Origin of the sequence: Cytobacillus gottheilii, assembly GCF_900166665.1 — a bacterium.
GTDB lineage: Bacteria > Bacillota > Bacilli > Bacillales > Cytobacillaceae > Cytobacillus > Cytobacillus gottheilii_A.
This window is the reverse complement of the sequence record NZ_LT800494.1, coordinates 3,548,243-3,572,461: the sequence shown is the minus strand read 5'-3', so window position 1 is coordinate 3,572,461 and position 24,219 is coordinate 3,548,243. Positions and strand designations below refer to the sequence as shown.

At 37.7% G+C, this 24,219-nt stretch carries 23 protein-coding genes and 1 pseudogene; 11 read left to right on the top strand and 13 right to left on the bottom strand.

What is annotated here, in order from left to right:
- Positions 1–112 precede the first annotated feature (112 nt).
- From cydC to B7E07_RS17460, 4 genes are read right to left on the bottom strand one after another with little or no spacing between them, the layout of a single operon-like run.
- Complete coding sequence (cydC, locus tag B7E07_RS17475) at positions 113–1,837, bottom strand: thiol reductant ABC exporter subunit CydC (protein WP_080847996.1); 1,725 nt, start codon at positions 1,835–1,837, stop codon at positions 113–115.
- A complete protein-coding gene (gene cydD, locus B7E07_RS17470) occupies positions 1,834–3,570 on the bottom strand; it encodes a thiol reductant ABC exporter subunit CydD (RefSeq protein WP_080847992.1) in 1,737 nt (578 codons plus the stop codon). Before cydD ends, cydC begins: the two co-directional genes overlap by 4 nt.
- Positions 3,571–3,585: 15 nt before the next feature.
- The gene (locus B7E07_RS17465; RefSeq protein WP_080847989.1) at positions 3,586–4,626 is read right to left on the bottom strand and encodes a cytochrome d ubiquinol oxidase subunit II; all 1,041 of its coding nucleotides are present in this window, start codon (positions 4,624–4,626) and stop codon (positions 3,586–3,588) included.
- A 15-nt stretch (positions 4,627–4,641) separates the two neighbouring features.
- The gene (locus B7E07_RS17460) at positions 4,642–5,979 is read right to left on the bottom strand and encodes a cytochrome ubiquinol oxidase subunit I (RefSeq protein WP_080847985.1); all 1,338 of its coding nucleotides are present in this window, start codon (positions 5,977–5,979) and stop codon (positions 4,642–4,644) included.
- Positions 5,980–6,669: 690 nt separating this feature from the next.
- On the opposite strand from B7E07_RS17460, the gene B7E07_RS17455 reads away from it, so the two are divergent.
- The gene (locus tag B7E07_RS17455; protein WP_080847980.1) at positions 6,670–7,332 is read left to right on the top strand and encodes an HAD family hydrolase; all 663 of its coding nucleotides are present in this window, start codon (positions 6,670–6,672) and stop codon (positions 7,330–7,332) included.
- Between the two features lie 99 nt (positions 7,333–7,431).
- Entirely contained in the window at positions 7,432–7,800 is a 369-nt protein-coding gene (locus B7E07_RS17450) for a hypothetical protein (protein ID WP_080847975.1), read from the top strand.
- Between the two features lie 341 nt (positions 7,801–8,141).
- On the opposite strand, the gene B7E07_RS17445 is transcribed toward B7E07_RS17450, so the two are convergent.
- Positions 8,142–8,324: a hypothetical protein gene (locus B7E07_RS17445; RefSeq protein WP_080847972.1), complete on the bottom strand. Its 183-nt coding sequence runs from the start codon at positions 8,322–8,324 to the stop codon at positions 8,142–8,144.
- Between the two features lie 322 nt (positions 8,325–8,646).
- On the opposite strand from B7E07_RS17445, the gene B7E07_RS17440 reads away from it, so the two are divergent.
- The 6 genes from B7E07_RS17440 to B7E07_RS24505 all read left to right on the top strand — a co-directional run bounded on the left by B7E07_RS17440 (position 8,647) and on the right by B7E07_RS24505 (position 13,813).
- Positions 8,647–9,201, top strand: a complete 555-nt coding sequence (locus B7E07_RS17440; protein WP_080847969.1) for a hypothetical protein — start codon at positions 8,647–8,649, stop codon at positions 9,199–9,201.
- A gap of 508 nt (positions 9,202–9,709) precedes the next feature.
- Positions 9,710–10,852, top strand: a complete 1,143-nt coding sequence (locus B7E07_RS17430) for a DNA cytosine methyltransferase (RefSeq protein ID WP_080847966.1) — start codon at positions 9,710–9,712, stop codon at positions 10,850–10,852.
- Positions 10,833–11,915, top strand: a complete 1,083-nt coding sequence (locus tag B7E07_RS17425; protein ID WP_218970434.1) for a restriction endonuclease — start codon at positions 10,833–10,835, stop codon at positions 11,913–11,915. The genes B7E07_RS17430 and B7E07_RS17425 overlap by 20 nt, the downstream gene beginning before the upstream one ends.
- 22 nt (positions 11,916–11,937) lie before the next feature.
- Positions 11,938–13,131 carry a GmrSD restriction endonuclease domain-containing protein gene (locus tag B7E07_RS17420; RefSeq protein ID WP_080847963.1) on the top strand — a complete coding sequence of 398 codons (1,194 nt, stop codon included), beginning with the start codon at positions 11,938–11,940 and terminating at the stop codon, positions 13,129–13,131.
- A complete protein-coding gene (locus B7E07_RS17415; protein WP_080847960.1) occupies positions 13,131–13,646 on the top strand; it encodes a HEPN domain-containing protein in 516 nt (171 codons plus the stop codon). Before B7E07_RS17420 ends, B7E07_RS17415 begins: the two co-directional genes overlap by 1 nt.
- A gap of 32 nt (positions 13,647–13,678) precedes the next feature.
- Complete coding sequence (locus B7E07_RS24505) at positions 13,679–13,813, top strand: hypothetical protein (protein WP_257391488.1); 135 nt, start codon at positions 13,679–13,681, stop codon at positions 13,811–13,813.
- Between the two features lie 464 nt (positions 13,814–14,277).
- On the opposite strand, the gene B7E07_RS17410 is transcribed toward B7E07_RS24505, so the two are convergent.
- The 8 genes and pseudogenes from B7E07_RS17410 to B7E07_RS25275 all read right to left on the bottom strand — a co-directional run.
- Positions 14,278–15,306, bottom strand: coding sequence for an ion channel (locus B7E07_RS17410; RefSeq protein ID WP_080847957.1), 1,029 nt, complete (start codon positions 15,304–15,306; stop codon positions 14,278–14,280).
- 3 nt (positions 15,307–15,309) lie between these two features.
- A complete protein-coding gene (locus B7E07_RS17405) occupies positions 15,310–16,536 on the bottom strand; it encodes a glutathionylspermidine synthase family protein (protein WP_080847955.1) in 1,227 nt (408 codons plus the stop codon).
- Positions 16,530–16,985, bottom strand: a complete 456-nt coding sequence (locus B7E07_RS17400) for an RNA helicase (RefSeq protein WP_080847954.1) — start codon at positions 16,983–16,985, stop codon at positions 16,530–16,532. Before B7E07_RS17400 ends, B7E07_RS17405 begins: the two co-directional genes overlap by 7 nt.
- Before the next feature lie 19 nt (positions 16,986–17,004).
- On the bottom strand, positions 17,005–17,403 hold the full coding sequence (locus B7E07_RS17395) for a DUF350 domain-containing protein (RefSeq protein WP_066448522.1): 399 nt from the start codon (positions 17,401–17,403) through the stop codon (positions 17,005–17,007).
- 28 nt (positions 17,404–17,431) lie between these two features.
- A complete protein-coding gene (locus B7E07_RS17390) occupies positions 17,432–17,767 on the bottom strand; it encodes an aminotransferase yhxA (protein WP_080847951.1) in 336 nt (111 codons plus the stop codon).
- Between the two features lie 218 nt (positions 17,768–17,985).
- Complete coding sequence (locus B7E07_RS17385; RefSeq protein WP_080847948.1) at positions 17,986–18,222, bottom strand: hypothetical protein; 237 nt, start codon at positions 18,220–18,222, stop codon at positions 17,986–17,988.
- Positions 18,223–18,252: 30 nt separating this feature from the next.
- Positions 18,253–18,603: a hypothetical protein gene (locus B7E07_RS17380; protein WP_080847945.1), complete on the bottom strand. Its 351-nt coding sequence runs from the start codon at positions 18,601–18,603 to the stop codon at positions 18,253–18,255.
- 196 nt (positions 18,604–18,799) lie between these two features.
- Positions 18,800–18,901 (bottom strand): annotated as a pseudogene (locus B7E07_RS25275) (sunset domain-containing protein); the annotation flags it as partial.
- A gap of 197 nt (positions 18,902–19,098) precedes the next feature.
- On the opposite strand from B7E07_RS25275, the gene B7E07_RS17375 reads away from it, so the two are divergent.
- The 3 genes from B7E07_RS17375 (at position 19,099) to B7E07_RS17360 (ending at position 24,218) form a co-directional block, all read left to right on the top strand.
- On the top strand, positions 19,099–20,082 hold the full coding sequence (locus B7E07_RS17375; RefSeq protein WP_080847942.1) for a sensor domain-containing diguanylate cyclase: 984 nt from the start codon (positions 19,099–19,101) through the stop codon (positions 20,080–20,082).
- Positions 20,083–20,266: 184 nt separating this feature from the next.
- On the top strand, positions 20,267–20,782 hold the full coding sequence (locus tag B7E07_RS17370; protein WP_080847940.1) for a hypothetical protein: 516 nt from the start codon (positions 20,267–20,269) through the stop codon (positions 20,780–20,782).
- Between the two features lie 628 nt (positions 20,783–21,410).
- Positions 21,411–24,218 (top strand): Z1 domain-containing protein, encoded by a 2,808-nt coding sequence (locus B7E07_RS17360; RefSeq protein WP_080847937.1) that lies wholly within the window; start codon positions 21,411–21,413, stop codon positions 24,216–24,218.
- Position 24,219 lies beyond the last annotated feature (1 nt).

Below are 24,219 nucleotides of genomic sequence, written 5' to 3'. Positions count from 1 at the left end.
AAAATGAAAATAACCGGAAAACCTCCGCTTATTTGAACCCGGGTCGAGGAACCTATCCCCAGAAACCCAGTGGATCGAGAAACCTGTCCCCCAACCCACACTAATCCCACCTCTATCCATAAAACACATTCCTCTCAATCATCTTCATCCGATAAAAATACCCTTTTCTCTTCATCAATTCCTGGAATGTTCCATTTTCAATGATCCTGCCCTGGTCCATTACAATGATTTGGTCCATTTGTTCTAAGCCGGTAAGGTTGTGGCTTACTAAAACAATGGTGTTGTCACTTGCTCCAGTAAATAATCTGTTCATCACGCGCTGCTGTGTGATGGGATCAACAGACGAGGTTGGTTCATCCAGCAGCAAAAGGCTGCCCTTTTTCAGCATTGCTCTGGCAATGGCAAGTCTTTGTTTTTCGCCGCCGGAAAGATTTGCGCCTTTCTCCAAAACCACAGTGTCCATGGATAAAGTGTCTAGTTTTACATATGAAAGAACTTCATTCATTTCTTCATCGGAAATACTGTCACCCGCAAGTTTTAGGTTATCTCGAACACTGCCATAAAAGAAGTGATTGCTTTGGAGAACAGGAGAGACATCTTTCCAGAGCTGGTCTTCATCTAAATGTGCTAGATCCTGTCCTTGTATCATAATGGTTCCGCTGGACGGCGGATAAAGTTTTAATAATAAATGCAGCAATGTCGATTTTCCGGAACCGCTTGGTCCAACGATCGCTGTTTTGGAACCGCTCGGTAAGCGCAAAGAAACATCTGTTAGAGTAGGGCGTGCTTCTCCTGGAAAGCAAAAATGGACATTTACACATTCTATTTCCGGGGGACCCTCTAGCACTGCTAATCTGCCATTGCCTTTTAGCTCTTGTTGTTTCTCCGCTTCATTGATGATTGTAGACAGCCGTTCGGCAGCATTTCTAGTATCTTCAAAATAACCCGGTGCCTCGGTCATTGGAGCTGCCGTTTCAAATACCGTCAAGGAAATAAGAACAAGCATCGCTAAAAACACGCCATCAAGTTCTCCGGCAGAAATCAGGTAAGCTCCCAAAGCAATCACAGACCATGAAGTGAACAGAGAAAACCAGTGATTAACGGCAAAGTTTAGTTGATCCTGCTTTCCTCTTTTTGCTTGCTCCCTAATATAAACGTCTGAGGTTTGACTCAATCCCTGTTCTTTAGAAGATAGCTTCTGATACAGCTTTAAATCCAAAAAGCCATATAAAAATTCGGTTGTATCAGTAGATAGCTCAGTGCGAAGCTGCCGGATTTTTGCTTGGATGCCCCGCTGTTTCATGGCAAATATAAAGGGAATACAAAAGCCGGTTATAACCAGCCCTAATAAAAGTATTAATGCAACAGGCAATGAAAATAGGGCGGTAAAAAGGACCGTTGAAAGGAAAACAACGAGCATCACAATCGGCGGATAATACACGCGAAGGAAAAAATTCTGCAGGCTTTCTACATCGCCGACAACCCTTGCCAACAAGTCACCGCTGCGAAAACGCTGAAAAAGGGAAGGTGCCAGTGGCTCTAGTTTGGTAAAGAAGTAGGTTCTTACATTACTTAGGATTGTAAAAGTAGCTCTGTGAGAGTAATAGCGTTCCGCATAGCGGGCAAAGGCGCGAATGACGGTGAATAATTTTAACAGAGCGACAAAAATGGTAAGGATATATAGCGGCGGAAGCAGTGCGGCCTTCGATACGAGATAGCCGCTGTCTGCAAACACAGCAACCGTGGATAATCCAGCCAGTACGCCAAAGAAGATCGAAATGTACATATCTTTTCGTTCGATGAACATTAACTTAATTACGAATCTTAACTCCGTCATCCGGCTGCACCTCCTTGATGTTCTTCTACCATCGTCAAATAATCCTTTGTCTGTTCCAATAGCTCTTTATGAGTGCCTTTTCCAACTAACATTCCTTTTTCCAAATACAAAATACAGTCTGCCTGTTTAATGGTATGTAATCGGTGTGCGACGGTAATGATGGTTGCGGTTTGGGCCAGCTCTGCAATCGATTTTTGCAAAATGCTTTCTGTATAAAGATCTAATCCAACAGTAGGCTCATCAAACAAAATGACCGATGGCCTTTTTAAAAAAGCACGGGCAAGTGCAATTCGCTGCTTTTCCCCGCCGGATAAACCTCTGCCAGCTTCCCCAATAGACGTATGTATGCCATCTTCTAATTGCTGTATAAGCTCAGTGAGTCCTGCTTTTTCCAATACAGTGCTGAGCTCGTTTTCAGAGATCTTTTTCTCAGGACAAGCAATGAGAATATTGTCTTTAATGGTGCCTGAAAAAATATAAGGGTCTTGTGAGATATAAATGAGCTTTTCGAACCAATCATCTTCATCATAGGTAAAAAGCGGCTGATCATTTACTAACACTTCTCCAGTTGCAGGCCTGTAGATCCCAGCTAGTAAGTGAAGTAAGCTTGTTTTACCAGCTCCGCTTGGCCCCACAATCGCAATTTGGCTATAAGGTTCAAATGCTGCGTTGATGCCATGCAAGGAAAATTGAGCTTCCCCATATGTAAAAGATAGATTGCTCAGCTCAATGCGGGGCGGTCCAGCACTTTGCGACAACGGTTCATGTCCCCATTGGATGACCTCACTAGATTCCTCCAGCTCATCTATTATTTTCTCTGCAGCAGCCATACTGCCTTTTCCTGCATGAAAGGCACTGCCGACATCCTTCAATGTTTTATAAAATTCAGGCGCAATCGCTAAGACAAAGAAGGCTGGGAAGAAAGAGATATTTTGATATATGACAAGGCGGAGTCCAACTTCCAAAGCGATTAGCGCAGTCCCAAGCATTGAGATGAGCTCGAGTACAAGAGAGGAGAGGAAGGCGAATTTAAGGACATCCATTGTTGCTGTCCGGTAATCAATGCTGCTTTTTTTTATAAGGGATGCTTCTTCATTCACTTTTCCAAAAAGCTTCAATGTGACTAACCCTTGCAGGCTATCGAGGAATTTTCCTGCAAGAACAGTGAGTTTTTCCACATGCTGAAGGGCTTTTTTCTCCGTTTTTTTTCCAATGATGATCATAAAAATGGGAATAAGAGGAGCGGTTACAATCATAATGACTGCTGAAACCCAGTTTTGCCAAAGGACGGCGGCTAATAGAATGAGTGATACAATGGAAGATAAGATCCGTTGTGGATAATATTTGCTGAAGTAAGGGTCAATTTCGTCGACGACATCCGTCACTAGCGTTACTTTTTGCCCTGATTGCCCTTTGATTGATGCTTGAACAGGGTTATCGGAATACTGTGTGATCAATGCTTGGCGAAATTGTTTTTTTACTTGAGAGGCCATCATGATCCCAGCTTTGCCGTGTAAATAGGAGCATAATCCTCTCACTGAAAACACAGCTAAAAGAGCTGCTAAATGGTAAATAACAGCTGAAAGCGGCTTCTCTCCTATAAAAATGTTTGTAACGATGGATACAATCAATAATGCCTGCACCACTGTCATACAACCTATTACAAACGCTGTAAACGAAAGAGAATACGTGCTCCATTTCTGTTGTTTGGCAAGATCTTTTAGCTGCTTCACCTTTTGTCCTCCTAGCTACCGTACATCATCCACTTTTTTATCTGTAAGATATCGTTTATCTTTGAGAAAGAGACGCCAAAACCAATAGAATAATGGCACAAGAATCGCCATCCCGATTGCATATCCCCACAGAAGGGAAAGATACATTTCTTTATTTGTCACCGCATCATATATCGTCAGATCTGGATAGACAATATAAGGCATATGGCCCCAGCCGTAAGCAAAGCTTGCTAAACCAATCTGCGCCACCATAAAAAGAACTGCAACCCGCGGCTGCCCAACACGCCCTTTTTTAGATGGCCACCAAAGAGCACTATATCCAATAGAAAAAACAACGAGGCTTAAGGCGAACAGATGCCATTGCCTAGCCATATTTTCAACCATCCACATCGCTTCCGGCATCAGTGTCATCGTTGCAGCAACAGCCATACTAAGCATGATCGGACCAAGGATGATCGCATTTTTTCGATACACCTCATACGTTTCCATTGCTTTCGCTTCTCTGGCATAATCGCTAAGGAAGAGGGAGGATAGAAACAATTCCGCTGCTAAACCAAAACCGATATGAGCATAAAGGGTTGGGCTGGAAAGCAGTCTGTCATAGAGAATATAATGATTGCCGCCAACGACTTCCACAAACCCGCCAATAATAATCGGCAGGATGCTCAGCATGAGTGCGGGAATGAGCAGACCGGTAATGCCGGAAATGTAAGTAAATAGCTTCGTATATTTTTGCACCGAATAGGAATACACCATAAACGCGCTTCTGATGATCAGCAAAATGAGTACAAAGCTGACTGGTACAATCATAAACGATCCTAAAGCAAAGGCTGCATGAGGAAAAAAACCGACTAAAGCAACAACTAATAAAACCAAGAAAACATTTGTTACTTTCCAGGAAGGATTTAAATACAAGTTCGCTATGCTGGCTGCGGTCGTATCCCTGCGTCCAAAATAAAACATCGACCAAAAGCCTGCACCAAAATCGATCGCTCCGCCTAATGCATACAGGAACAAAAACAGCCAGATCACTACGATGGCAACATGGGCTTCCATTGAGTTTCCTCATTTCTAAACCGTTGTGGTTTGACTTTCAAATTCTTTTATAAGCGGATTGCGGCGGAAATAATAACGCATCACAAGTGCTGTCACAACTAATAGAAAACCATAGAGCGAAATAAAAATGACAAAGAAGGTTCCTAGGTTTGCTGATTTCGTTGCAGCTTCTGCCGTCCGCTGAATGCCATAAATGGTCCAAGGCTGTCTTCCGATGCAAGCAAAAATCCAGCCTGTTTCAATGCCGAGCATGGCTAAAGGTCCGCTTGCAACTAAAGGAATGAGCACCCAATTCGGATATTCTCGTTTTTTGAAAAAGATCCGATAAGCTAATGCGCCAAATGACAGCGCAATTAAAGCTGATCCAATGCCGACCATGATGTTAAATAAGGTATGAACAAAGAGTGGCGGCCACTCGTCCCGTGGATATTCATTTAGTCCAACTACAACTCCATCCGTAGAACCGGTTGCCAGATAGCTGAGCATGCCTGGAACTTCAATTCCGCCGACAACCCGATTCGCTTCAGGGTCTGGTGTGCCAAAAATGGAGAGTGGAGCATTTGACTGAGTTTCAAATAGACCTTCAGCCGCTGCTAATTTAACGGGTACGTTGTTGTGCAAACCAACAGCTGAATGATGCCCATTTGTTGCTGTCCATAGAGATGTAATCGCTCCAAAAATAAGTGCCATCATTAACCCTTTGCGATGATACGTTTTTTCACTTTGTTTCAGGTTCGGTTTTAACAATTGATAAGCGGCATAGGAAGCAACGACAAATGCAGTCGCTGTATAAGCACTACTTGCAACGTGTATAGCTGTATAACCAAAGGCTGGATTTAAGACCGCTTCCCATGGACGTACATCGGTAATATCTCCGTTCACGATACTGAATCCAGTTGGTGTATTCATCCATGACTGAACGTTGGTGATTAAAACAGCAGAAGCCGTAGCTCCAAGTGCGACGAAAAAGACACTGATGATGCGCATTGTCGAACTTAAGCGGCTGGCCGCATACACGTAAATAGAAAGAAATAAAGCCTCAAAAAAGAACGCAAAAATTTCTAACGTAAAAGGCAGGGCAATAACTTGTCCGACTACTTCAATTAAACCCGGCCACAACAAAGCAAGCATGACAGCTACAATGGTGCCAGATGGAATAGCTACCCCAAGTAAAATTGCAACAGCTTTAGTCCACCGCTTTGCAAGAATTCCATAATCATTATCTTTTCTAACAATCCTCAATATTTCAGCGATGAGAATCATCAGCGTAAGCCCAACTCCCAATGTCGCAAAAATAATATGAAAGATAAGGGATGACCCAAACAGCATTCTCGCAAGCAACACATTATCCATCGTTCTCATCCTTTCAAACTTCATTCATATGGTTATTCTTGTTCCGGATGGATATTTTATGCATTGGTTTTTTGCATGGGTTTTGGGAAAGAGGGGATTTGAACAGGCGTGATTTTGTTGGAGGAGGGGTGGTTATTGAGGGGCGGAGCTGGTTCTCTGGAGATTATAATAAAACGGGTGGGTCAAGCGTTGAGGCAAGCGGTGGGTTAAGGAACCTGTCCCCCGACCCAAAATAAGACCAGTGGGTTAAGGAACCTGTCCCCCGACCCAAAATAAGACCAGTGGGTTAAGGAACCTGTCCCCCGGGCCTAAAACAAGACCAGTGGGTCAAGGAACCTGTCCCCTAGACCCAAAATAAGACCAGTGGGTCAAGGAACCTGTCCTCTCAACCCAAAATAAGCGGAGAAATTACTCTTATTCATGAAATTCCACTGAAAATAGCCCAAATAGACGGAGAATTTCCGACTATTCCCTCAAAATTCGTGAAAATGACGGGTTTTACGGTGTTTAACCGGAAAAATTCCGCTTATTTACTCCAAAAAAAGCTTATTTCTGCATTTAACCGGAAAATCTCCGCTTATTTTAAAAGCCCTATTTTCAGAAAGAAGGATGTCTCCTTATAGGTACAGAAGGATTATGAAAAAGAAATAGAGAAGATTTATGAACCAGCTTAAAGGAGTGGATCTAGAAATGATAAAAGCTGTTTTATTCGATTTGGACGGGACCTTATTAAATAGAGATGAATCAGTAAAATGGTTTATACAAATACAATACGACCGTTTAAATAAATGGCTGGGGCATATACCAAAAGAGAGGTATATAAGAAGGTTTATTGAATTAGACCACCGTGGATATGTTTGGAAAGATAAAGTATATCAGCAGGTAGTCAGTGAATTTGAGATTACTGATATAACCTGGGAGGAACTGCTTCAAGATTATCTTATTCATTTTAAAAATCATTGCATCGCTTTTCCGAATCTCATTCGTATGTTAGCAGAATTAAAGTCTAAAAACCTTGCTTTAGGTTTGATTACCAATGGTAAAGGACAATTTCAAATGGATAACATCAAAGCTTTGGGCATAAGAGATTATTTTAATACAATCCTAATTTCTGAATGGGAAGGGATAAAGAAACCTGATCCTCAACTATTTAAGCGTGCATTGCACCAACTCAATGTAACACCTAATGAAAGTATATTTGTGGGCGACCATCCGGACAATGATATAAAAGCTGCCCGAAATATAGGAATGAAGGGAATCTGGAAAAAAGATTTTCAATGGAACTATGCTGCAGCAGACTTTATTATTGAAGATTTGGGAGAAGTATCTTTAATCATAGAAAATATAAACTAAGCAGAACATAAAAAATGTAGGAAAATAGCTATTATCAAAAATACCCTTTATGTTATAATTAGTGTAAAATTACACTGTTATAAAAAGAGGAGTAATAAAATGAAGAAATTTCAAAGTGGTATTCTAATACTCATTCTATTTTGTTTTCCATATGTCTATTTTTCTATGTATCAGGATTATGATAACAGATCAATGCTCGGTTATTTATTTATGATTATAGTGACCTCACTTCTGGCATTCTTCAGCAAACGAACCAATAATTTGTTTTTTCTTGTATTAGGAAATATATTATCAGCTATCATTTCATTTATTTACATAAGTGATATGGAAGGAAACAACCGGTGGGAGGGTTATTTTAAGCCGCTTGCTCCAAATGACTTATTGATTCTGGTTAGTTTGTTGAATTTGATTCCTCAATTGTATGCTATATGGTTAGCGAGAAGTCTCAAAAATAAAGAGCAGCAGTGAGCTGCCTTTCTTTACATATGAGCAAAGTTCGTACCAGAAGGAAGCATGGCTATTTGGGTAAGGAACCTGTCCCCCCAACCCAAAATAATAAGCGGAGAAATTACTCTTATTCATGAAATTTCACTCAAATTAGCTAAAATTGAGGGGGAATTCCGGCTATTCCCTCAAAATTCGTGAAAATGACTGGTTATACTGTGTTTAACTGGAAAATCTCCACTAGCATTGCAAAAATATCCACAAGTGCACGTTGATATTGATTTATATTACTTTTTGTGTATTTTTTTACCATTTCATTTTCTAGTTTCTGAGCCAAAAAGTCAAGGGGGTGTAATTAATCTCCGTTATCCAAAAAATTGGATACTGTTTTCTTTTTTCTTATATTTTGCCATCGAGCTAGTACTTATCCCCACTGGTTTTACAATGGCCACAACTGCACCATCAAGTTCAAGTTCCAATTTCATCTGCTGGGTGGTGGCTTCTTTGTCTTCCTTTCGATGTTCTTTTTGGTATACGGTGTAACTCATGGAGAAAACTTCACCTTATGACTATTTATAAACATATAGGTAAAGAACCATAAATAGTTTAAAATCATTGATAGATCAAAGATTCAAAGCATTTTAAGATAGTAAAAAAATACCGTATCTTACCGTATTGTATTAAAAAAGTGTGACTTTGTAGTGACTTTCAAGTGAAGAGTGACAATAAATGTGACTGTAAAGGAGTACATTTCTGTATAAATAAGAATTGCTAGGATTCCTTCTGCTGTTTAGTGATGAGCAAAGTTCTTGCTTAAGTGGGTAATTATGGAATAAAATATATTTTATTACAGTTGATAGGAGAGGTAGTGTGACAGAGGAAAATAAAAATGAAAATGGTGGAAACGGTGGCGGAAATTTATTAGCTTCCCTTGCTCAATTTCTATTCGACTCAAAAAGTGAAATAAAAAAAGTTTGGAATTTAGTGCAACGTAGAAAACTTAGAAAGTATTATTTTCTATTGTCAGACATTGGAAGAATTTATGAAGGTATGGAAGATAGTAAGAGTAAAGGAGAATTCAATTTTGATCTTACTTCTCAAAACAAAGTGGTTATAGCTGAAATCTTAGATGAGATTTCTAACGACAGCTCATTGAATAAAGATGTAAACTTTAAAAGAAATTTGGAATTAATCAAAGTGGACCTTGAAAAATTGGAGCGTTTAAAAGGGATAGCTGCTATACCAACTTTAAAGCGAATTTCACTTTCCAGGATCAAGGTTATGAAAAGTTTACTTGATTTAATGGACGATAGCGAATTCACAAAAGGTTTAGGTGAAAGTAACAAAAAGGAGTATGAAATGACAATATCTAAAGTTCGAGCGAATTTAGACTTGGAAGAAACAGCCATTAGGGAAAATCATTAATACAGAAAAGCCTGCTTTTTAGCAGGCTTCAGACTGTAGGCAAACTCGATGAAAATCGAGTTTGCCTACAGTCTTTTTTGTTTAAAAATAAAAGAAGAATAAGGTTAGAGGTGATGAAGATGCTTTCCAAACATAATTCGATCCAACGTGATCAGCTTGAAATGGTTGCGTTAGATCAACTGGTGCCTAAAAACCATTCGACCTGCGTATAATTTACTCGATTGAATATGCTCTATTAGTAAAGCTGATGATATGGGTTGATGAATTCACTCATGACATCAATGGTTGAGTACATTAGGTGGATCCTATTGTAAAGCCTGGTGAATTTGAGCGGGTGGCGTTTGACAGTGTAGTCGGAGTGAAGGTAGTTAATTAAAAGGAAATCAAGTAGTAAGAAAACAAAACAGGCAATGCCTGATTTGTTTTGCGTAAAAAGAATATATTAATATGATATAATTCGAGATAGCAAAAAAACATACTTCTTGGACACAGAAAGGTTGCAAATAAAATGAATTTCCCAATATTTTCGTTCTTTTCAGGTTCGGGTTTTTTAGATTTAGGATTTGAAAATAGCGGGTTTGATGTAGTGTATGTAAACGAAATTCATACACCTTTTTTAAAGTCATACAAACATTCTAGAAATATGCTTCAAATAGAAGAGCCGCGTTTTGGCTATCACAATGGTGATATTACGGAATTACTGGAACAAGAGCAGTTACGAGCTTACATAAATGAAATCAAGTCAGAAAACAGCTTTTATGGATTTATCGGTGGACCTCCGTGTCCTGATTTTTCTGTTGGGGGTAAGAACAAAGGACGTGAAGGAGAAAATGGAAAGCTATCAGGCACCTATGTGGATTTGATATGTCAGCATAAGCCATCTTTTTTCCTATTTGAAAATGTAAAGGGATTATGGAGAACCAAGAGACATCGTGAGTTTTTTGAAGAAATGAAAAGCAAATTACATGCAAATGGATATGTAACAACGGAAAGATTAATCAATTCACTAGAATATGGTTCAGCTCAACATAGAGAACGGATTATCTTGCTGGGATTTCGTCGTGAGTTATTAGGCGAAGTAGGTTACAACATCGAAGAGTCAGATGAGATTATTCCGAATGGGCTTTTTCCATGGGAGAATCATATGAAATATTCGATGAAAACAATCAATAATATCCCTTGGCCTACTACGAATGAATTTGGAGAGGACTCCGTATCACCAAAACCAGAAGGTATTATTGAGGAACTAACAGCCGAGTATTGGTTCCATAAGAACGATGTAGAAAATCATCCAAATAGTAAACAATTTTTCACACCGAGAGCAGGTTTAGCGAAATTCCTAGTCATTGAAGAGGGTGATGATTCGAAAAAATCATATAAACGCCTTCATCGCTGGAGATTTTCACCTACAGCCGCTTACGGGAATAACGAAGTTCATTTACATCCGTATAAAGCCAGAAGGCTAACAGTAGCAGAAGCATTAGCTATACAGTCATTACCGCAGAATTTTGAAATACCGACTGATATTACGTTGACCGATGCATTTAAAACCGTCGGGAACGGAGTGCCATATTTAGCATCTTTGGGAATCGCAGAAACGATTAAGGATTTCTTAGGGGGAAACCAGAGAGATGAGATTGACCGCATCTGACATTGTTGCTTATATTGATCAATTACCGAAAAATAGAACATTTCCATATATTAATCCAAAAACAAAAGGTCTTATAAAAATAGTAAGTATTACAAGGCCAGAAGGTCCTATTGTTATTAAAAGATATGACCCAAGTAAAGGTGGTACTCCCTTTACAGCCAAAGAAGAATCTATTTCTGCTGAAATGATATGGAGAGTTGCCAATGCATTTTTCCCGAATCAGCCAATCAATTTCGATCGTGTTTTAGGTGGTAGTTACAATACAAGATCAGTCTTGGAAGCACTCATTGCTCATACACCACAGTTTTATTATGTTTATCCTGGGCGAATTGAAAGCACTACGTCAAATTCCACTATTAAGAACGGACACAAGCATCTTATGTGGTGTCCTAAAAGGCCTCATGAACTAGGGGTTATGGTAAAGGCAGAAACGGATATTGTCATTTCAGAAATCCCGAATGCAGATGCTTTTTACGATTCATTAGTTCTGCCAGAAGGTTTTGAACATAATGAAATTGATATTGAAATCAAAAGACGGCATTCGCAGATTCAAGTGGCGTTAATTATGATCGGAAAACAATTAGGTTTTCGCACATGGATAGCTCAAAATGATAAAGGAATTATGTATAACAACCAACGGGTTGGAGAAATGACTGGAGTAGTGAATTCGTTAAGGGATGAGAGATTGATTGCGGCATTTGACGAAGCGTATAACGCAGCGAAACTAATCGATTGTATTTGGTTTAAGAATGGAAAGTTAATGCCTGCAGTAATGGAAGTGGAACACAGCACAGGCGTAACAAGTGGTCTTACAAGAATGAAGGGTCTCCAAGATGCACTGCCACCATTCCCTACAAGATACGTCATCGTGGCACCTGACGAAGATCGTAGTAAAGTCTTAAGGGAAGCCAATAGACCACAGTTTAAAACATTAGATGTTCGATATTTTCCATACTCAGCGGTAGAAGAGTTGTATTCATTGTGTCAGCGTAGGAAAATCCGAGGTGTAACGGAAGAATTTTTAGATAGCTTTATGGAACCAACAATTGGCCTATTAGCTTAAAAAAGTATAGGAGGGATAAGAAATGGAAGAAGTTCATAACGATGATTGGATCGAAGAAGAAGAACAAGAAGAAGATGAAGAAGAAGGTTACTCGTTTACAGAATATGATATAACAGCTTCTCCGAATGATTTTAATATAAAAACACTTTTTGATTTTATGGAATCAGGCGTAGTAAAAATCCCTGGTTTCCAAAGAAATTATGTATGGGATCGGAACCGAGCTTCGAAACTTATTGAGTCCATTATTATCGGTCTCCCAGTACCACAAATATTTTTGTATGAGCAATCAAGGAATAAGTTCTTAGTTATTGATGGTCAACAAAGATTAATGACTATTTATTACTTTATCAAAGGAAGATTTCCAAAAAAAGACATGAGAGCTGAATTAAGAGAAATCTTTGATAAAGAAGGAAAAATTCCTGATGAAAAGTTACAAGACAGTGATTACTTTGTTCCATTTAAATTAAAATTACCTGAGGTTAAAGCTGGCGTGGAACATCCGCTAAATAAGTTAACGTATTCTACTTTAGGTGATGATAAACCAACATTTGACCTTCGTACCATTAGGAATATTATTATCAAGCAAAATCAACCAGAGGATAGCAATTCTTCCGTATTTGAAATCTTCAATCGATTGAATTCTGGAAGCCAAAACTTGAATACACAAGAAATTCGTTCTAGTCTTTATTATTCAGAATTTGATATGATGCTTAGAAGAATTAATTTATTGCCAAGATGGCGGGAGATTATAGGGAAAGAGAACCCAGATTTACGAATGAGGGACATAGAAATTTTGCTTCGTGGATTCGGGATACTTTTAAAGAATTCCGAGTATAAGCCTTCTATGGTGAAGTTTTTGAATAATTTTGCTCGAGATGCGAAGGATTTCCCAGCTACCAAGGTAGAATATTTAGAGAAATTATTTGTATCGTTCCTAGAAGCAACAAGTGATTTGGATTCTGAATGCTTTAGTACAGGAACTGGTAAGTTCAATATTTCCATTTTTGAGGCTATTTTTAAAGCAACATGCGAACCATATTTGGCTGATCAGGAATTAGTTACTCATGAAATTGACCCTAATTTAGTCGACAAATTAAAAAGAAACCGTGGATTTATTAATGCGACACATCATAGCACTGCAAGAAGAGATATTGTAAAAAAGAGATTATTCATTGCGGATGAGATTCTTAATGGAGCGTCCGAGGGTGATGATTGATGGAAGAAACGATTGTTGATAGAGTTTACAACGAAAACAAAGATTTACTTGAATATTTGGCTGAGAAACAAGAGGTTTCTTTTCAACAGGATATGGATAATAAGTTAAAGAAAATCCTTCTTGTTTCTGCAGCAAGTTTTTTCGAAACAAAAGTTACTGAATTATTAATTCGTTTTTTTGGTTTAAAGACCGATAATAGCAATGAAATTGTGTCTTTCCTAAAGAAAAAAGCTCTGGATAGGCAATATCATAGCCTTTTTGATTGGGACAAAAATAATATAAATAGGTTTTTGGGCTGGTTTGGTGAAGACTTTAAAAAACAAGCCATTGAGGAGATAAAAGAGCAGGAATTAGAGTTTGCAGCCAAAGCCTTTATGAGGCTGGGAGACTTAAGAAATCAGCTTGTTCATAAAAACATGGCCACATTTTTTATAGAACAGACAAACGAAGAAATTTACGATTTATATAAACAAGCATTAAGGCTAATTGACTATCTAGAAAGAAAACTGACTTAAAAATCGTCTTTATTCCAAAAAGGAGTTTTTTAATGATCTGTGAGTACGGCGGTATCTTATTTGTCAAAAATGGATGTGGTAAAATCTATTATTCACAGCCGTATGACCTTGGAAAAAGCATTAATGCTGTAAAAGGCGAAATGAAAAAGGTTTATTATGACGAATAAACCTTTTTCATTTCTTCGTAATCCGAAAAGTGTTTTTGTTAATATTAAGAATGTTCAATCCATTTAATTTTCGAGGTTAAGGTTGATCAAAAGAAAGCCAATGAAATTATCAGTCAGCATATTCAAAAGGGGGGCTAATTGTAATGATCCACGAAAGCGAAAAAATCAATAATTTAGAGATTCCTAAAGGTAATTTGACCTTTGATGATATTTATTCTAAAGAATATTTTCTCCAAAAGAATACGAAGAGGATTTAATAAAAGCGAATTTATTATTAGTGCCATTTGAAGGGTTTAAGAATTTTGAAAAAACTGTTTTCCCAGAAGATACTATGAAATTCTATGAATTTATTAAATACGATAATAATGAGTTAGTTGGTGATATCTGTATTTCAGATGAGGATTATAGGAACTTGAACTCCCTCCGCTTATTTCAAACGCTCTAAATTAAGTGAGAAGCAAGCCCTACCCCACAACCCTCCAATAAGTCTCCTCATCACACAAAATAAACAGCTGCGCATCACATGGAATAGATTCCTGATGTCTCCGCGCAATATCTAGAGAGTTTCCATCCGATAGCAGTACAGCTCCCATATCAAAAAGCTCCATAGCCGCATCACGGTAGGTTTTCCATTGAGGCTTTACGGAGATAGCATAGAGGTTTTCGCCATCTTTGTTACTTAGCATCTGGTTGAATAGTTTGCTTGAACCATGGTGGAGGGAGGCTTGAGCCATGAGACGGGAAACGGAATCATTGGAAAGAATAAATTCATCGACATTGGCATGTTCGAACAGGGCGATATGTTTATCTTTTTTGACTTCGACGATGGTATAGATATTGCGGTCGTACTTTTTGGAAATATGTTCGACGCGAGAGGCAGTGAGCAGGGTTTTGCCATCGGCGTATTCTGCCTGATCGTTTCGGTCATCAGAGAAAATAGCAACCGATTTCGCTTCAAGGATATTGGCTTTCAGTAAAACTTCTTCTTCAGCAGGATTGCCGCTGATAAAATGCACCTGATCGCCTTCAATTGGTGCGCGTTCCAGATGGTCAATGATGACGATTTCCTTTTTCGGGCCGCTGCTGGTGATTTCCTCTATGACATTAGCTAACTTTTCTTTCGTGCCGCCGATTAAAATATAATGATCTTTCCCGGAATACTGCAATTTTCCTTCCTCCTTCCATTTACGGTAAGTGCTGAAGCCTTCAAATAGTTTTCCAATAATAATCCCCATTCCGCCGATGCCAAAAGTATAAACAAGCAGCATGGTGAAAACCCTGCCGAGATCACTTGTTGGATAATAATCGCCATATCCAACAGTGACGAGCGTGGTCATCGTCCACCATAGGGCATCGATATAGCGGGGAAAAGTCTCAGGCTCCACGAGCTTCATCGTAACGCTGCTGATAAAAATCATCGCAGCAGCCAGCAGAGCCGCATCAATCAATCTAATTTTTGTTAGCTTCGAAAAGATTTTATGTAAGATATACATGCTCTACCTCCTGATTCCCGCAGGAAGATAATAAGAAAGGTTATTCGTAATGGTTTCGCCAATCCGATAACCGATAGCTCCAGGCTTCCCATTTAGCAGAAAGCTGCCGAGAAGCAGTTTGCCATTTTGTTTGCCTTTTTCACTCTGAAAATCCATGGACGGATGCTCGATATATTGCTGGTATACGGGGAGATAGTCGGTATAAGAGCTTTGCGCATCGGCTAAAACAAGTTTTCCGCTACGATTAAAAATCTCAACCGTATCGCCTTCACGCCCAAAGATCGGCTTTTTCACAAAAGGAATTCCATTTTGGATGAAATAATCTGCTTCCAGGTAAGTTGGAAGGAAGTACTCTCCAATCCAGCTATGCTCTTCTTCTGTAAAAAAAGAATGGTGCTCTTCATGCAAACCCCAAATAATGGCCTGAACCGCTTTGTTTTGCAGCAGAAAAGCGGAGGGAGGATTAATAACAGTAAGCTTTCCATCCTCAATCAGGTCTAGTAACCAAAGACCGATGAGATTTCCTTTGTCATCCTCATCTTTAATCAGGTTTTCAATCGGAAACGTCTGACGATAGAGAATATCGATTTTTTTCCCTTGCTCATCAAATAGACCCACACCTTTTTCAATGTGAAGCTTATGGAGAGGGGTGAACTTGGAATCTATCCCTTTTTGCAGATATAGAACCGTTTCCCGATCCTCGATATTGTCTTCATGTGCCGTGAAAACGATATTAGGGTTTTTCTTTTGCGAGCTTTGTTTAATACTTTCCTGTACGGCGGATCTTAACTTTGCTTCCATGCCTTCATTCGGATCGATCATCCCAAACTCCCGGCAGATTTCAGCGTTAACCGAAAAGAGCTCTTTAATGAAAGTAGGCGTATCTGCATTAATCTCAATGCATTTATAGCTGTCGCAGGAGGGGATCAGATCTAGCCTGGCGATCACGCTCTCAGAATGCATCGTTTTCAAACGAATATAGGAAAGGGTTTCAGCTGGAAACCCCATTTCAAGCAATGTTTCATTTGGAACTTTGCGAAGAAGGGAGGCGGTTTTAAAGAAAACGGCTCCGATTCGTTCGCTGATCAGACGTATGCGATCTGCTTCAGCCTGTTCCAGCGGCTTGATATCATAAAGGGCATATTCCTCCCCATAGAGATCGTGCCAAAAGCCTTCGATTTTTTCATAAAATTGTTTCCGTTTTGTCCGGTAGTCAGCAGTATTCACCATGCTTCAAATTCCTCGACATACAGAACATAGACGCCTCTGTCCTCATCGATCTCTGTTGAAGTCACTTTTCTTTTCCCGAGCTGCGGAATGTCGACAATGTCTTTCAGCAGATAGCGCAGAACGTCAAAGTGAGTATCACAGGGAATACGAGAAAGAAGGCGATAATTTTCCCGCTCATTTGGGCTTCGGAACTCGATATGTATTCCTTCTCCCCGAAAACTTTTTTCTTCATCCCCAGATAAATTTCGGCCAATTTCTTTCAAGACAAGAATCTCTTCCTTGCCGTCCATTTCATTCGAGATTAATTCATACTGTGACCCGCGCAAGATCAGATATGTGCAAAGCTGTCTGGCGTAGAATTCGTCTTTTCCAACAGAGGAAGTTTTATATTCATAGAATGGATCATATCGTCCGTTGCCACGGTCAATATAGTAAGTTAATGCGTCCAACACAGGCCCCACCCTTAATTTAGTAAGATAAACACTTTGCGATAATCAGACCGATGGCCAAGGATAAGGAGAGAAGCATCACACCTACCGCCCGATTATCTTCTTCAATCGCCTTCGTAATGCTAAAGCGGATTGTCACCAATTCGGCAATCAGGAACACAAGAATCTGCGAGACAATGCCGATTGCTCCCCAAATCACCATATCCATCAGGTCAATAGAATATTCCGCTGCAGCGCCAAGCACAATCGCAAGTCCTAAAACCTTCCCGCCCAAAAACAAAGCAGCAGTTACATTCTTTTCACCAATCAGGCGAAATTCCTTTAACTTCGGGGTACTCAGCGTAAAAATAATCATGCCTGCAATAAGAAGCAATAAAGCTACCCCTAAATAAGAAGCAAAATTTAAGTATAAATTCATCTTTTCATCCTCCTTTTTCTAAAAGTCATTATCCGCCCGAGCTTGAAGACCCGCTTCCAAACCCTGAACTTCTGTTTTTCGAATCTCCGGCAAACGAAGAACTGCTTTTATAACTTTTATAGGCAGAGCTATTCAGCAATGCATTCTTTCCTTTGTAAAACGTCCCGCCATAAAAAAAGTGCCCATAATGCCGGGAATGATCATCATCACATTCATATACACCATCATCATCATCCCATTCCCAGTCATCACAATCCGTATCAGTGGGAGGGGGAGGAACTTCTGCCTGCGAGCTGCAGCCCGAAAGACCGATTGTCAGAGCAGTCGCCGTAATGCCCGCCATGACTAACTTCGTCTTACCCATACTTTCACCTCGTTTCATATTTCATATTATCTTACGGAGGAGGGCGGGAAAAGATTCGGTTTTTTTAAAAGGGTAATAAGTACATATGGGGGAAGGTTTAATCCAAAGACCCTCTGCTTGGAGTCAGAGGGGAAATGTAAGAAAAGAAGAAGCAGTGAAAATGGGGAAATCCTTAAGATTATATAATGCGGTGTATGAGGGGGGGTTCAAAACAATCCTTATACAGGATGTGGTTTACAGACCTTACATGGAACAACCGTTTCATCTGTTAAATCATTTAATGTCTGTAAAGACTGATAGTATCCATTTTGTTCCTTGTTATCTAAAACCTTTTTATTAAAATTATCCTCTGTAACAAAGCGGCATGTAGTACTATGAACTTTGTTGCCATTTGCATTGTCGTAAATAATAACATAATTAGACTGCAGAACTTCAGCAAATGATGTTAACCCCATACTTTTCACCTCTTCAATTAGATATGGTTATTAAATTTCCAATTCTTTTAGTGCTCCATTATAAGAGTGTCTCCAATTACATAAATTCGGTTCTTTGTTTTGGTCTTCTCTTAATTGACTGGAATACAAATACCTGTCCTTCATTGCATAATGCTGTTCCTCAAAAACCCCGGCAAGGAGATTATCCAGGTAAGGTAAACGTTGGGAGATTGCATTGATTGTTCTATTTTGGATAGCGGGATGTTGCTGATGAATTTCCTGCGCTAAATCATTCGTTAGTTGTTTGGCTTTTTTCAAATCCTTTTTAAAAATGTTTGTCCGATATAACTGAATATAATTAATTAAAATAGAATTTTCCTCTTTACTCCAATGCTTTGACATACATACACCTTCCTAAAATTTTTTATGAGGTATATATTCTGTATGGATTTTATTTACTCCTTCTAAAATTGATACAAAAATATAGACCTTAATTAACAGCCAATGACAAATTTATTGTTTAAATAAATAACCCCATTTAAGAGGGGGATTGATAAAAAAATAGCCATCCCAATCGGAGTGGCTATTTCTAATCTTCTTATCTTTTCGGAGCCCGAAACCCAGCAACTTCTGTTTCTTCTACAGAGCAAAACCACTCTTCGGCTTTTGTCCGGTCATAATACGTACTTCCCGGCACATGTTAAATCTCGCTCTAGTTTCCTTTAATGTCACATGACCCACTGCTTTCAGGTGCGGTCGTGTCGTTTGTGTTTGAACTACTATCTAAATCAAAGCACTATAAAAATAGGTAATTAATTGAAGATAAGGTTCTATCTATTGTAAGTACATAGAACTGCCAGTATAGTAAATATATACTACTTCGAGGAGTTAACAACTATGGGTCTAACGATTAATTTACATTTTGTAACGGGTTTTCTGATAGCGCTTATATTAGGGATCATCATAAATATTTTTGTGTATCGCAGATCGAAAAGGGAGCAGCAAAGTCTTACGGAAGAACATAACCGTTTTGTTCACTTAATAGAAACGCCGAATGACTTTATTTACTATGCAAAAGTGATTCCAGAGGTGAAATTTGAATACCTAAGTCCATCGGCCGAAAATTTCTTTGGGGAAAATTCCATTGCAAGAGCCTATGCAAGCTCTAATATTGCTTTTATCGATATTCACCCAGATGATTATAAAATTCTTATGAAGAAAGTACGGGGAGACATTGATTATAGTAAACCGATTATCCAGCGGTGGAAAGACAAAGACGGTACATACAGATGGTTTGAAGAATATGCAACACCCGTCTATAACAAAGGAAAGTTAACAGCACTTCAAGGTGTCCTAAGAAACATTGATGAGAGAATTGCCTTACAAGAAAAGCTAGATTATCAGCTATATCATGATGCACTAACAGGGATTTATAACAGAGCTTATTTTGAAATGATCTTCACAAAATATAATGAAGAAGTGAATACAACCCTTGCCATTATTTTATGCGATTTAGATGATTTAAAATTTGTAAATGACAATTACGGGCATAAACAAGGAGATCTCCTTATAAAAAAAGCAGCGGAACTATTAAACGCTTTTTCTTCCCAGACTATTACTGTAGCAAGAATTGGCGGAGATGAATTTATCCTTTTTGCAGAGGGGAAAAATGAGCAAGAAATAGATTGCCTGTTAGAAAGAATTGAAGATAAGATTGAACATTATAATTATGAATCGATGCTAAAGGTTAAGCTGTCAGTTGGGCATGCTTTTACTGAATCTTCGAAAGGAAAACTGGGGAATTTATTTACACAGGCTGATGGGAATATGTATGTGGTTAAAAGTAAGAGGAAGGCTTTAGATGCAGTAGGAACAAAATAAAGCCGTTGATGTATAGAAAGAAAAGAATCAATTAGACCTAGAGATTGAGATTTATCCATAAAAAAACACTCTTAAATCTCATATTTGAAAAATATTAGTTTGTAAGTAACTTCAATGTAATTTAGTATATAAGTATAAATTAGTAAAATAAGTAAAATTATTTAGAAGGAGTAAGGTGGAGCCAATGACAAATTTATTCCAATGTAATGTTAACGATGACATATTAGAAAAATTTAACCTTGCCTTAACAATAAATAAGGAAGAGTCTAAGGAAGTTATTGAGAATTTTATGATTCAATATATAACTAATAGCTTTTCAAAGACGACACATACTTATAAATCTTTATTAAAGGAAAAGAGTAATAATATTTTTATGGATACAGATACTGGAAAGGCAAGAGGTAGAATTCCAAAATGGGCTAAAAATTCCCATCAAATTAACCATAAAATAGTCAGAGCATTTTATAAATTGGAAAGACAATTAGGATATGTAACTGTGGCGGATTTAGAGAAGAAGTGCAGTGATATAGAAAATTCCCCTGATACATATGTTAAAACCTTTGCTAGTAATTTTGCTCAGATGAAGTTTGATGGACCTAAATCCCATGGTAAAGTATTTGAAGTAGAAAATGATAAAGTGGTTATCTGGAAAAATATTAAAGAAACATTAGAGGAATATAAGGAATTCTTTATTAGGTGAGATCTTATTAATATTATTCTAATTTACTCTGAAAAACATGCTAGTAATAAAGATCAGAGAAACCTAAGAATAACTTCATACATTTCAATAAATAAATTTAAAATAGCCACATTATTTAAGGTGGCTATTTTAGTCCGAATGAAAATATAGGTGATTCAATCCACTATCTATTGTCTTTAAAAAGTAACGTACTGATATAATTTCTGTATCTTGCAATATCCTATAATATTAGAATTCAAATATGTATAGTGTGCATAATCATCAATAATTTTTATCTTGTCAACAATTGTACCATGTAATATTCCCCGTAACTGGCGATTTCTTTTATAGCAGAGTAATCTCAATTCTTTTTCTGAATGTATATTTCTTAATCTTTCATTAAGTTGATTTCTATCCATATATAACCCACACCTTTCATTATTATATTATTCGCTGAAACTATTGATGACCCTTTTGTCAACTTTGTGAATTACCCATTATTTAGACAAATGTTGATAAGTTATTAAGGAAAGATCATTATAGAAATTATATGATAAACTTGGAAAAAGAAATTTAGTAAATTTAATAGAAAATAGTAAGATACTCCCATATAATAATATTTATGAAAAATTTTTAGGATGTGAGCAAAGTGCAAACATATAATAATCCAAGTTTTGATGAACATCGGACTATAATACGGAATTTAGTAGATAGGAAAGGATGGTCTGGAGCTCAATTTTTCGGGGGACCTGATATAACTTATTTACAATATAAACTAAATGATAGAATAGAAGAGGGAAGTTGTCCGGAAAATTTAACTGCCGAGATGTGGTTGACAATATGGAGTGAACTGAAACAAACAGCTGAGAAATCTAAGCGTCTAGATGAAAGGATTAAGCAAAGTACATTGGTGGCTGCAAATGCTGATAATGAGATGCACGTTCCTGACAATGAACAAGGTTCTTGGCAACTATATAAAAAATCCTTATCAAAGAATGGTTGGTCTGAGGAATCTATTAATGAATTAGAACAAACTACTGAAGGTATCTTAAAAAAGCTTAATATCAATACCACTGAAAATGGTCCTATAAAAGGTTTAGTAATTGGTAATGTTCAGTCTGGTAAAACTGCTAATATGTCTGGCTTAATGGCAATGGCAGCAGACTGGGGTTGGAATGTATTTATTGTACTTTCAGGTATTATTGAAAATTTACGGAAACAGACTGAAGATCGGTTGATTAGTGACTTAGATAAACCAGGAAATCTTGCATGGACACGTATATCAAAACCGTCCCTACAGAGTGATTCTGCAGAGAGGACACATCAATTACATTTAGGAGAAGATGATTCAAAGAGATATCTAACTGTATGCTTAAAAAATAGAAAACGATTACAAAATCTAGAATCATGGTTAAAAGAAAACCCGCACAAGCTGAAACAAATGCGAATTCTAATAATTGATGATGAGGCAGATCAAGCTGGTATAAATACGAAGGATATCTCAACTGATGAACGAACTAAAATCAATAATGAAATAAGAAAACTTGTGAATATTGGAAATAAAATAAAGCCGCAGTCTGTCAATTATATTAGTTATACAGCAACACCATATGCAAACTTTTTAAATGAAGCAAAAATAGATTCTCTATATCCTAAAGATTTTATAGGGGTATTAAACCCAGCAAAGGAATACTTTGGTCCTAAACAGATATTTGGTCTTGATGATACGGTAGAATATCGAGGTTTAAGGATAATTCGAGAAATCAGTGTCTCTAAGGAACTCGATGAAGAAAAACATATTAAGGATATACACAAAGGACGTCGTAAAGATATTCCAAATTCACTAAAAAACGCTATTCATTGGTTCTTTTGTGCCACAGCTGTTATGAGATATCGTAAGTATAAAAAACCAATTAGTATGCTCATTCATACTAGTCAAGCACAAAAAGATCATGCGAATATTGCGGAATCTATTCAGCGATACATTACATCATTCTCAACTGATGATTGGGTTAAGTTATGTAATCTAATTTATGATGAGGAAAGAACACGTATGACTCTTGAAGATTTTGAATTAGATTTCGAGGGTTATCCTCTTAAAGTAAAAGATTATCCAAGTTTTAATAGAATAAAAGAGGAGATTATTCGTTTAAAAGATCAAATCTCTCATATACCTTTGGGGGATGAAGGAAAATTAGATTATCATGATGGCATACACCTTTGTATTGATAATTGTGCAAATAATGGATTTAATGATGAAGATATGCATGTTCGATTAGCTTACCCAGATGTGCCTGTTGATAGTGCTCATTATCCTTCACCGGCACCAGCATTTATTGTAATAGGCGGAAGTACATTGTCACGAGGCTTGACAATAGAAGGGCTGGTTAGTACTTATTTTCTTCGTACAACTAAAACTGCAGATACATTAATGCAAATGGGTCGTTGGTTCGGTTATAGAAAAGGCTACGAAATGCTGCCGCGTATATGGATGACAAATGATACACAGGAAAAATACCGTTTCTTAGCTTTGTTGGATGAAGAGTTGCGTGAAGAGTTAAAAGTATATTCATTACAAGGAGACGAACCTGCTCTCTATGGACCAAAAGTAAAGAATTCACCAAAAGTTTCATGGATGTTAGTTACTGCTAAGAATCGTAGTCAAAGTGCTATTCCTACAAATATAGATTTTTCTGGTACTACAAGTCAAACAACATTTTTTAATAATAATAGTAAAGAGCTGCAAGAAAATATAGAAGTTACTGAAAAATTCATCTGCCAGTTAGGAACACCTAAAATAACACGTACTAAAAAAGGTCTATTCTGGGAGAATATTGACTTTGATTTAGTTAAAAATCATTTCTTAACTAAGTTTAAATTCAATCAAAGATCTCGCACCTTTAAACAAATTGATAAGTTGTGTGAATGGTATGAAGAAAAGGCTAAGGAAGCTGATTTTACAGGATGGAATATTTTGATTTCAGGTATTGGCAAAGTCGATAGTGATGGAGATAACGTTTGGAAGATAGCTAATCATTCAATTGGCAAAATAAAGCGTACTAGATTAGGGAAATTAGAGGATCAAGATGAAGGCTTTATTAACATAGGTGTTTTACGTGCGCCAAGTGATTTGTATGAAGATATTGATGAGGATCGATTAGCACTTCTTCCAGAAGACCATAAAGATTTTACTATGACCTCTAATGCATATGTTCGTGAAGTTCGTAAAAAAGCTGGTTTAGGGAAAACTCCGCAATTGGTTATTTATCGTATAGATAAAGATAGTAATGCTGATCCTATGTCTGGCACACGAACCTCATTAAAAGCTGATGAGGATATTATAGGAGTCAGCTTATATATCCCAGGACAAGAAAATGGCAAGAGTTTAGCTGCGAGCTTGACGATTGAGCTGGATAGTTCAGAAACTAAATATGAAAATATTGAGGGTGGAGAGTAAA

Excerpts from the sequence above, each read along its gene's own strand:
- cydC (WP_080847996.1), bottom strand. The coding sequence starts at position 1,837 with ATGACGGAGTTAAGATTCGTAATTAAGTTAATGTTCATCGAACGAAAA.
- B7E07_RS17465 (WP_080847989.1), bottom strand. The coding sequence starts at position 4,626 with ATGGAAGCCCATGTTGCCATCGTAGTGATCTGGCTGTTTTTGTTCCTG.
- B7E07_RS17460 (WP_080847985.1), bottom strand. The coding sequence starts at position 5,979 with ATGGATAATGTGTTGCTTGCGAGAATGCTGTTTGGGTCATCCCTTATC.
- B7E07_RS17455 (WP_080847980.1), top strand. The coding sequence starts at position 6,670 with ATGATAAAAGCTGTTTTATTCGATTTGGACGGGACCTTATTAAATAGA.
- B7E07_RS17450 (WP_080847975.1), top strand. The coding sequence starts at position 7,432 with ATGAAGAAATTTCAAAGTGGTATTCTAATACTCATTCTATTTTGTTTT.
- B7E07_RS17445 (WP_080847972.1), bottom strand. The coding sequence starts at position 8,324 with ATGAGTTACACCGTATACCAAAAAGAACATCGAAAGGAAGACAAAGAA.
- B7E07_RS17430 (WP_080847966.1), top strand. The coding sequence starts at position 9,710 with ATGAATTTCCCAATATTTTCGTTCTTTTCAGGTTCGGGTTTTTTAGAT.
- B7E07_RS17425 (WP_218970434.1), top strand. The coding sequence starts at position 10,833 with ATGAGATTGACCGCATCTGACATTGTTGCTTATATTGATCAATTACCG.
- B7E07_RS17420 (WP_080847963.1), top strand. The coding sequence starts at position 11,938 with ATGGAAGAAGTTCATAACGATGATTGGATCGAAGAAGAAGAACAAGAA.
- B7E07_RS17415 (WP_080847960.1), top strand. The coding sequence starts at position 13,131 with ATGGAAGAAACGATTGTTGATAGAGTTTACAACGAAAACAAAGATTTA.
- B7E07_RS24505 (WP_257391488.1), top strand. The coding sequence starts at position 13,679 with ATGATCTGTGAGTACGGCGGTATCTTATTTGTCAAAAATGGATGTGGT.
- B7E07_RS17410 (WP_080847957.1), bottom strand. The coding sequence starts at position 15,306 with ATGTATATCTTACATAAAATCTTTTCGAAGCTAACAAAAATTAGATTG.
- B7E07_RS17405 (WP_080847955.1), bottom strand. The coding sequence starts at position 16,536 with ATGGTGAATACTGCTGACTACCGGACAAAACGGAAACAATTTTATGAA.
- B7E07_RS17395 (WP_066448522.1), bottom strand. The coding sequence starts at position 17,403 with ATGAATTTATACTTAAATTTTGCTTCTTATTTAGGGGTAGCTTTATTG.
- B7E07_RS17390 (WP_080847951.1), bottom strand. The coding sequence starts at position 17,767 with ATGGGTAAGACGAAGTTAGTCATGGCGGGCATTACGGCGACTGCTCTG.
- B7E07_RS17385 (WP_080847948.1), bottom strand. The coding sequence starts at position 18,222 with ATGGGGTTAACATCATTTGCTGAAGTTCTGCAGTCTAATTATGTTATT.
- B7E07_RS17380 (WP_080847945.1), bottom strand. The coding sequence starts at position 18,603 with ATGTCAAAGCATTGGAGTAAAGAGGAAAATTCTATTTTAATTAATTAT.
- B7E07_RS17375 (WP_080847942.1), top strand. The coding sequence starts at position 19,099 with ATGGGTCTAACGATTAATTTACATTTTGTAACGGGTTTTCTGATAGCG.
- B7E07_RS17370 (WP_080847940.1), top strand. The coding sequence starts at position 20,267 with ATGACAAATTTATTCCAATGTAATGTTAACGATGACATATTAGAAAAA.